The 8,120-nt window shown below is 66.1% G+C and carries 6 protein-coding genes and 1 pseudogene; 3 read left to right on the plus strand and 4 right to left on the minus strand.

All coding sequences use genetic code 11. The features are described from left to right. Positions 1-97 precede the first annotated feature (97 nt). Both Q0U08_RS14820 and Q0U08_RS14825 read right to left on the minus strand, forming a co-directional pair. Positions 98-1,006, minus strand: a pseudogene (locus tag Q0U08_RS14820) (IS630 family transposase). Between the two features lie 215 nt (positions 1,007-1,221). Then, the gene (locus tag Q0U08_RS14825) at positions 1,222-1,848 is read right to left on the minus strand and encodes a TetR/AcrR family transcriptional regulator (protein ID WP_298092247.1); all 627 of its coding nucleotides are present in this window, start codon (positions 1,846-1,848) and stop codon (positions 1,222-1,224) included. A gap of 118 nt (positions 1,849-1,966) precedes the next feature. On the opposite strand from Q0U08_RS14825, the gene Q0U08_RS14830 reads away from it, so the two are divergent. The 3 genes from Q0U08_RS14830 (at position 1,967) to Q0U08_RS14840 (ending at position 6,082) form a co-directional block, all read left to right on the plus strand. After that, positions 1,967-3,373, plus strand: coding sequence for an efflux transporter outer membrane subunit (locus Q0U08_RS14830; RefSeq protein ID WP_298092249.1), 1,407 nt, complete (start codon positions 1,967-1,969; stop codon positions 3,371-3,373). An 86-nt stretch (positions 3,374-3,459) separates the two neighbouring features. Next, the gene (locus Q0U08_RS14835) at positions 3,460-4,527 is read left to right on the plus strand and encodes an HlyD family efflux transporter periplasmic adaptor subunit (protein ID WP_298092256.1); all 1,068 of its coding nucleotides are present in this window, start codon (positions 3,460-3,462) and stop codon (positions 4,525-4,527) included. A 13-nt stretch (positions 4,528-4,540) separates the two neighbouring features. Continuing rightward, the gene (locus Q0U08_RS14840) at positions 4,541-6,082 is read left to right on the plus strand and encodes a DHA2 family efflux MFS transporter permease subunit (protein WP_298092251.1); all 1,542 of its coding nucleotides are present in this window, start codon (positions 4,541-4,543) and stop codon (positions 6,080-6,082) included. Positions 6,083-6,091: 9 nt separating this feature from the next. Here Q0U08_RS14840 and Q0U08_RS14845 read toward each other — a convergent pair whose 3' ends face one another. Then, entirely contained in the window at positions 6,092-7,180 is a 1,089-nt protein-coding gene (locus Q0U08_RS14845) for an aldose epimerase family protein (protein ID WP_298092252.1), read from the minus strand. 54 nt (positions 7,181-7,234) lie between these two features. Beyond that, a partial coding sequence (locus tag Q0U08_RS14850; RefSeq protein WP_298092254.1) for an FAD-dependent oxidoreductase occupies positions 7,235-8,120 on the minus strand: 886 nt, incomplete at its 5' end.

The following is an 8,120-nucleotide window of genomic DNA, read 5'->3' on the forward strand; positions in this document are numbered from 1 at the left end:
GACCGGGGCTTTTGTGCGTTCCCGACACGCCGCCACGCGCCTCATGCCCAAGATCCTCTTCAGCTGACCCCTAAGTGTGTCCTGGCTAAGCGTGAGCCTATCCGCTATTGCGGAGATAGTTTGCGCATTCGGCTTGAGGGAAGGCGTCGAGAAGTGAGCCGATGCGCTTCCAGGTGGTTTCAATGGAACGCTCGGCAGCCTTTCGGAGCAGGTGCTTGAGTTTGGCGAAGACCTGTTCGATCGGGTTGAGGTCGGGGCTGTAAGGGGGCAGGAACAGCAGTCTGGCCCCGACCGCGCGAATGGCCACACGGGCCGCCTTGCCTTTGTGGCTGCCGAGATTGTCGAGGATGACCACGTCGCCTGGCTTCAGCGTCGGCACGAGGCACTGCTCGACCCATGCGGTGAAGGTCAGGCCGTTGATCGGGTGGTCGAACACATAGGGTGCATCGATCCGGTCGCAGCGCAGTGCGGCGATGAAGGTCATGGTCCGCCAGCGGCCCTGCGGCACCCGGCCCATCAGCCTCTTGCCGCGCGGCCCCGAGCCACGCAGCGGGGCCATGTTGGTGCTGGCCCAGGTCTCGTCGACGAAGACCAGACAACGGGGATCAAGCCGACCGTAATACTTCTTCCACTGCGCCCCTGACCTTGGCAATCTGCGGTCGGTCCTGCTCGGTGGCGGACAGCGTTTTTTTTAAGCTGTGCCCGGCACGGCGCAGCAACACCCACACCGTGTTCGGGCTGGCCGGGTTGCCGCGCTCCGCCAGTTCAATCGTCAGCGCCCGCACCATCGGCTCCGGCTGTTCCGCCAGTCGTGCGAGAAGCCATGCGTGCTGCGATTCCAGGATCTTGGGCGCTTCCTTGCCGCCGCGCTCACGATCGCTCGACGACGCTGCGACCACTTCACCACGCTCACCGCAAACAGGCGCGCCGTCTCACGACAGATCCGTCCCGATGCAACCGATCTTACCACCCGCTCCCGAAGATCATCCGAATAGGGTCTTGCCATCGTCGCCAGCCTCCAACCCGGCCAGCAGCTTGAATCACGGCTCGACCAGTTCGGGAATACACATTCGATCCAGCAACAATAGGATCAACTCTAGATGGTAATTCTGGTCTTTGCGGTAGGTTTACTTGCGACACCCGGTCTGTTCGATAGCATGTTGCGCGCGCGAAATGAATATGAGCCACGATTGACGCAGCATCGTCAAATCTCATCCCCGCTTATCGCAACACCGCATAAGCACGCATGAAGACGTCGACCGCGTTGGTGGCGTGGGTGTGGAGGAGTTCGGGGGTAGGTGTGTCGACCACGCCCCACAGGCGCAGACTTTGAGCGGTCTGGGTCAACTGGATCAAATTGCGCGCGGCTTGTTGCGGGTCGTCGGCACGCAAATCGCCCGCGTCCATGCGCTGGCATATATAGTCGGCCAGTCGCTCGACCACCTGTCTGGGGCCGCGTTCGTAGAATATGCGACCGATTTCGGGAAAACGGCCGCCTTCCCCCACAATCAGTCGGTGCATGCCCAGAATATACGGGTCGACAATCTTCTGCAGAAAGCGCTCCGCAAAATCGGACAAGGTCGTTCGGCAATCGCGGCCGGGGCGCAGTGCGTCCTCCAGACTGTTGCGGAAACTGACGGTCAGATCGTCGAGGACGGCGGCGAACAGATCTTCCTTAGACGGAAAATAGGCCCAGAGCGTGCCCTTGGAACCGCCGAGTTTGCCCGCGATGGTCGACATCGATGTCGCAGCATAGCCTTGTTCGAGAAACGCATCGCGAGCCTGCCGAACGATGGCCGCATGCCGTTCTTTACGGTTTTCCTCTCTTCTGCCCTTCCGCTGTGTCATTACCGTACTATACGGTACGAAATTTCATTGACAAGGTAGGAGCACAGGATCATCAGCGCACCGTACCGAGGAGTACGGTAATCCCATGCGACTGATACGACTCTCCTGGGGCCTAACCATGACGGCGGGACTCGCCGGTTGCGGGGTGCCCGATCTTGGCGGCAGGCCACCTTTGGCAACACCGGCAAAATATGCCTCGACGGCCAGCCTGGGCGCTGCCGCCGGTGGAGCGGCATGGCCGGCGGTGCAGTGGTGGCGCAGCTATGGCGATCCGCAGCTTGATCGGCTGATCAGCGAGGCGCTGGCCGGCTCGCCCGACATCGCAATTGCTGCGGCGCGCGTGCGCATCGCGCGAGGGGCAGTGCAGCAGGCAGGCGCCGCAACCTTGCCGGCACTGGACGCGGAGGGCGCTGCGGGGCTGAACAAGCAGAGCTACAACAATGGCATCCCGGCTCAGTTTGTGCCGAAAGGATGGAACGACACCGGGCGCGTCGCACTGAATGCCGGGCTGGACCTGGACCTGTTCGGCCGCAACCGGGCAAGCCTGGTCGCGGCGACATCGGAAGCTGAGGCGGCACGGCTGGACAGTGAGCAGACGCGACTGGTGTTGGCGACCAGCATTGCGGCCAGCTATGCCGATCTGGCGCGGCTTTATGCCGAGCAGGATGTGTTGCGACGCGCGTCGGATGTGCGTGCTGCCACCGAGCGGCTCGTTGCCGATCGCGTCGCAATCGGGCTGGACACGCAGGCCGAATTGAAGCAGGCGCGCGCCGCGGTGCCCGCGTCGCGTGTCGATTTGGCGGGCAATGCCGAGCAGATTCAGTTGACCAAGAATGCGATTGCCGCGCTGATCGGGTCAGGGCCGGATCGTGCACTGTCAATTGGCCGGCCGGCGATACCCGCGCTGGCGGTGGATCTGCCGGCGGATGCGGGGATCGCGCTGGTCGGGCGTCGGCCGGATATCGCCGCGGCGCGCGCGCGGGTCGAGGCCGCGAGCAGCCGGATCAAGGTGGCGCGAGCCGACTTCTACCCCAACATCAATCTGGCGGGGCTTATCGGCCTGCAATCGCTGGGACTGGACAATCTGTTCCGGGGCACGTCGAGCATCGGCAATGTGGGGCCGGCGGTCAGCCTGCCGTTGTTTGATGGGGGCGCGCGTGCGGGGCGGTATCGTCGGGCGCGGGGGAGCTATGACGAGGCGGTGGCGACGTACAACCGGACGTTGATCGGTGCGTTGCGGGAGGTGGCGGATGCCGTGACGAGCCGCCGGCAGGTCGCCGAGCAGATCGCCGATGCGCGCGCGTCGCTTGCCGATGCGGAGGGCGCGTATCAGGTGGCGCAGCTCCGCTACAAAGGTGGGCTGTCCACCTTTCTGAACGTCCTGAGCGCCGAGCAGACGGTGCTGACCGCGCGGCGCTCGCTTGCCGATATCGAGGCGCGGCGGTTTGCACTCGACGTGCAACTGGTCCGGGCGCTGGGCGGTGGTTTCGGGGCCCACGATCTTCAGACGAGCGAGATACGATGATGGATACGCCATCCAAGGACAGCGAGCAGGCGGACGACGCCAAGGGTGCAACCCACGCCAACCCGGCGAAGCGCAAGCGGTTGCTTATGATCTTCGCGGCGGTCGTGATCGTGCTGGCGATCGGCTATTTGCTGTATGACAAGCTGATCGCGTCGAAGCGGGTGACGACGGACAATGCGTATGTCGCGGCGGAGGTGGCGCAGGTGACGCCGCTGGTGAGCGGGCAGGTGATCGACGTGGCGGTCAGCAATACGCAAGCCGTGAAGCAGGGGCAGGTGCTGATGCGGCTGGACGATGCCGATGCCGCCATCGCGGTGGCGCAGGCGGAGGCCGATCTGGCGACCGCGGAGCGCCGGTACGGGCAGACCGAGGCGACCGGTGACGCGCTGCAGGCACAAGCCAATGCGCGCACCGCCGACATCGGTGCGGCGCGCGCGCAACTGGCGCTGGCCGAGGGCAATCTGGAACGCGCACAGGTCGATTATGAGCGGCGTCAGGCGCTGATCTCGGCAGGCGCGGTGTCGGGCGACGAGGTGACCGCGGCGACCAATGCCCTGCGCACCGCACGCGCCAATGTCGCAGTGGCGCGTGCCGGCATCGCACAAGCGACTGCCACCCGCGCATCGGCGCTGGAGGACCGCGCCGCCAATACCGCGCTGACGCGCGGGACGACGCGGGCGACGGCGCCGGACGTGCTGGCGGCGCGCGCGAGGCTGCGTCAGGCGCGGCTGAACCTGTCGCGCACCGTGATCCGCGCGCCGATCGACGGTGTCGTTGCGCAGCGCACCGTGCAGGTGGGGCAGCGGCTGGCGCCCGGTGCGGTCGCGATGACGATCGTGCCGGTCGACAAGCTGTATGTCGATGCAAACTACAAGGAAGGGCAGTTGAGCCATGTCCGCATCGGGCAGCGGGCCACGCTGACCTCCGACCTGTATGGCGGCGATGTCGAATATCACGGCAAGGTCGTCGGGCTTGCCGGCGGTACCGGATCGGCCTTCGCCCTGATCCCCGCGCAGAACGCGACGGGCAACTGGATCAAGGTCGTCCAGCGCCTGCCGGTGCGCATCGCGCTGGACCCGGCACAGCTTCGCGCCCACCCCCTGCGCGTCGGGCTGTCCATGGATGCCGAGATCGACATCTCGGACGATCGCTGAGGTAGCAGGAACGATGGCCTCCGCCGCTGCCCCCGTGCAGGAAGACCAGCCACTGACCGGCGGCCGCCTGCTGCTCGCCGGGTTCGTGCTGGCGCTCACCAACTTCATGGTGGTGCTGGACACGACCATCGCCAACGTATCCGTGCCGCACATCTCCGGTGGACTGGGCGTTTCGGCGACGCAAGGCACGTGGGTTGTCACTTCCTATTCGGTGGCGGAGGCGATCTGCGTGCCGCTGACCGGCTGGCTGGTCCGGCGGTTCGGCACGGTGCGCGTGTTCATGGCGGCGATGATCGGCTTTGCGGCGTTCTCCGCCTTGTGCGGCCTGGCGCCGACACTCGGGCTGATGGTGGCGTTTCGTATCGGCCAGGGCTTTTGCGGCGGGCCGCTGATGCCGCTGACCCAGACGCTGCTCTTGCGCATCTTCCCGCCGGAGCGGCGCGCCGCGGCGATGGGGGCCTGGGCGATGACCACGGTGACCGCGCCGATCCTGGGGCCGATCCTGGGCGGCACGATCAGCGACAACTGGTCGTGGCCGTGGATATTCTACATCAACCTGCCGATCGCGATCTTCTGCATCGTCGGCGTCTTCACCTTGCTGCGCGCCAAGGAGACCGAGACGATGGTGGTGCCGATCGACCGGATCGGCCTGATCCTGATGGTGATCTGGATCGCGGCGCTGCAGGTGATGCTGGACCTGGGGCGCGAGCATGACTGGTTCGGATCGAGCTTCATCGTCGGCTGCGCGGTGATCGCCGCGATCGGCTTCGTGACGTTCATCATCTGGGAGATGACGGAGGGCAATCCGATCGTCGACCTGCGCGTGTTCCGGCACCGCGGGTTCACGGTGTCGGTCGCCGCCTTGTCGTTCAGTTTCGGCACCTTCTTCGCCTCGGTGGTGATCATTCCCCAATGGCTGCAGACGTCGCTGGGCTATACCGCGACCGATGCCGGATACGTCACCGCCTTCAACGGCGTGCTGGCGGTGATCTTCTCACCGATCGTGGCGAAGCTGACCAACAAATATGATCCTCGCGCGCTGGTGTGCTTCGGCATCTTCTGGCTGGGGCTGACCTCGATCCTGCGCACCTTCTGGTTCAGTGGAGCGGATTTCTGGATCCTGGCTGCACCGCAATTCGTGCAAGGGTTGGGCATGCCGTTCTTCTTCGTGCCGCTGACGATCATCGCGCTGGGTGCGGTCGATCCGGAGGAGACCGCATCGGCGGCGGGTCTGATGAGCTTCCTGCGCACGCTCGCCGCCGCGATCGGAACGTCGATCGGCGCGACCCTCTGGCAGAATGACGCGCAGGCCAGCCGGGCGGAACTGGCGGGCCTGTTGAACGGACCCGAGCAGGTGATCGCCAATGCGACGCGGGCCGGCTTCACCACGGAGCAAGGGCGCGGACTGGTCGAGCGGATGGTGGATCAGGAGAGCTTCGCGCTCGCCACCAATCATCTGTTCGCCGTGGCGGCGGTCATCTTCTTCCTGTCCGCGACGATCATCTGGCTGGCGCCGCGGCCGCCCAAAGCGGTGGATACGTCCGCGGCGCATTGAGGGCATGCGCTATCGCGTGCAGGCCTCGTCCGTCGTATCGGCGACACCGAAGTGGAGGGTGGTGGTCTGCCGATAGGGGCGGGCCGGGGTGAGCAGGGTGGAGGGAAACGCCGGATGGTTCGGCGAGTCCGAGACATGCTGTGTCTCCAGCGCGATGCCGTCGCCGGGCTGATAGACATGGCCGCTGGGGCCGGCGTCCTGCCCGTCGATATAGCCGCCGGTATAGACCTGGATCGAAGGCTCGGTGGTGGCGACCGTCATCGTCCGGCCGGAGGCGGGATCGGACAGGCGGGCAACGGGGGCGAGCTTGCCCTCCGGCTTGTCGAACAGCCAGGCATGGTTGTAGCCGCGCCCGTTCATCGGCGGGGTCGTGCTGTCCAGATGGTCACCGATCGTGCGGGCGCAGCGGAAATCGAGCGGGGTATCCGCGACCGGGAGCAGCGCGCCGGTCGGTATGCCCGCCGCATCGGTGGCGACATAGCGGGTAGCGTTCAACCGGAGCCGCTGGCCTCGCACCGATCCGCTGCCTTCACCGGCCAGATTGTAATAGCTGTGATTGGTGAGGTTGATCACCGTCGGCTTCGTGGTGCGCGCGGTATAGTCCATCCGCAACGTGTTGTCCGGCAGGACATGGTAGGTCAGGGTGACGGTAACCTGCCCTGGAAAGCCCTGAAAGCCATCGGGGCTGACCAAGGTGAAGGTGGCACGGTCCTGTGCCCCGGCCGGGCGTGATACCGTCCAGTCGACGGTGTCAAAGCCCTGGTCGCCTCCGCCATGAAGCGCATTCGCGCCGTCATTGGCGGTCAACCGTATCGTGCGGCCATTCAGCGGAAAACGCGCGTTGGCGATGCGGCCCGCATAGCGGCCGATCGTCGCACCGAACCCGTTCTTGCGCACCTTTGTCCGATAATCGTCCGGCGTCGGGTAGCCCAGTACGACGTTCGCCATGCGGCCATTGCGATCGGGCGCCTCGATCGCGGTGATGATCGCGCCTTGCGGGATGACGCGGACGACCATGCCGCGCGCGTTACGCAGTGCGACGGTGGAATCGGTGGCGGGGGCTTGCGCCGCCATGGCAAGCAGGATGGCGATGGTCATCGGCCGAGCGTATCGCGCGGTAAGCTGGTGGGCGAGCGGATTTTTCCCCCCGGATCATTCGAGCTTTTCGATCGGGCGGGTCCGTGCGGTGATGACGTCGGACAGCCACAGCCCGGCGGCACGCGGCGCACCGTGGAGGCGTGCCTGATGCCGGCGATAGAGCAGCGCATGGCCGGCCTGGGCGATGCGGCCGCGGAAGAAGCCGTTCTTGATACCCCCCTTGAAGAAGCCGAAATCCCCGAGCGCACCATAGGCGTCGTACTCCGCCAGCGAGACCAGTGCCCCGGCATCGCGGTAGCGGAAGTCGGGCACCCGCCGGCCGGCGATCATCGCAGGCAGATGCCGGCCGAGATAGAGTGCCTGGCGGAAGGCGACCTGCGCGGTGGGTGGCAGCGGCGCATCGGCGCCGGCGGGGGTGAGCGCGGCGCAGTCGCCGAGCGCGAAGACCTCCGGCCGGCTGGTACGGCAATGTGCGTCGATGACGATGCGGCTGGCGGGGCCGTGCTCAAGGGTGTCCAGCGATGCGGCCAGCGGCGACGCGCGGACGCCGGCTGCCCAGACGATGAAGTCGGCCGGGATCTTCTCGCCATCCTCCAACGTCAGCCCATCTGCCTCTGCACGGGCGACATCGACGTTCAGCCGGACCGTGACGCCGAGCTGTTCCAGGCGTCCGCGCGCGGCGGTGGAGACGGGGGGCGGGAAGGCGGCGAGCAGCCTTTCTCCTTTGTCCAGAAGCGCCACCTGCATGGCGGCGCGGGCGCCGTCGATACCGAACTCGTCCACGGTATCGGCAATCTGGAGCAGTTCGGCGGCGAACTGCACGCCCGTCGCACCGCCGCCGACAATGGTGACACGGTGGGGCCGGCCCGCTTGCGCGGCCTGCACCAGTCGCGGGGCGGTGGCGTCGCGATAGGCGACGGCTTCGTGGAGCGTATCGATA

It is taken from the genome of uncultured Sphingomonas sp. (genome assembly GCF_946477935.1).
GTDB lineage: Bacteria > Pseudomonadota > Alphaproteobacteria > Sphingomonadales > Sphingomonadaceae > Sphingomonas.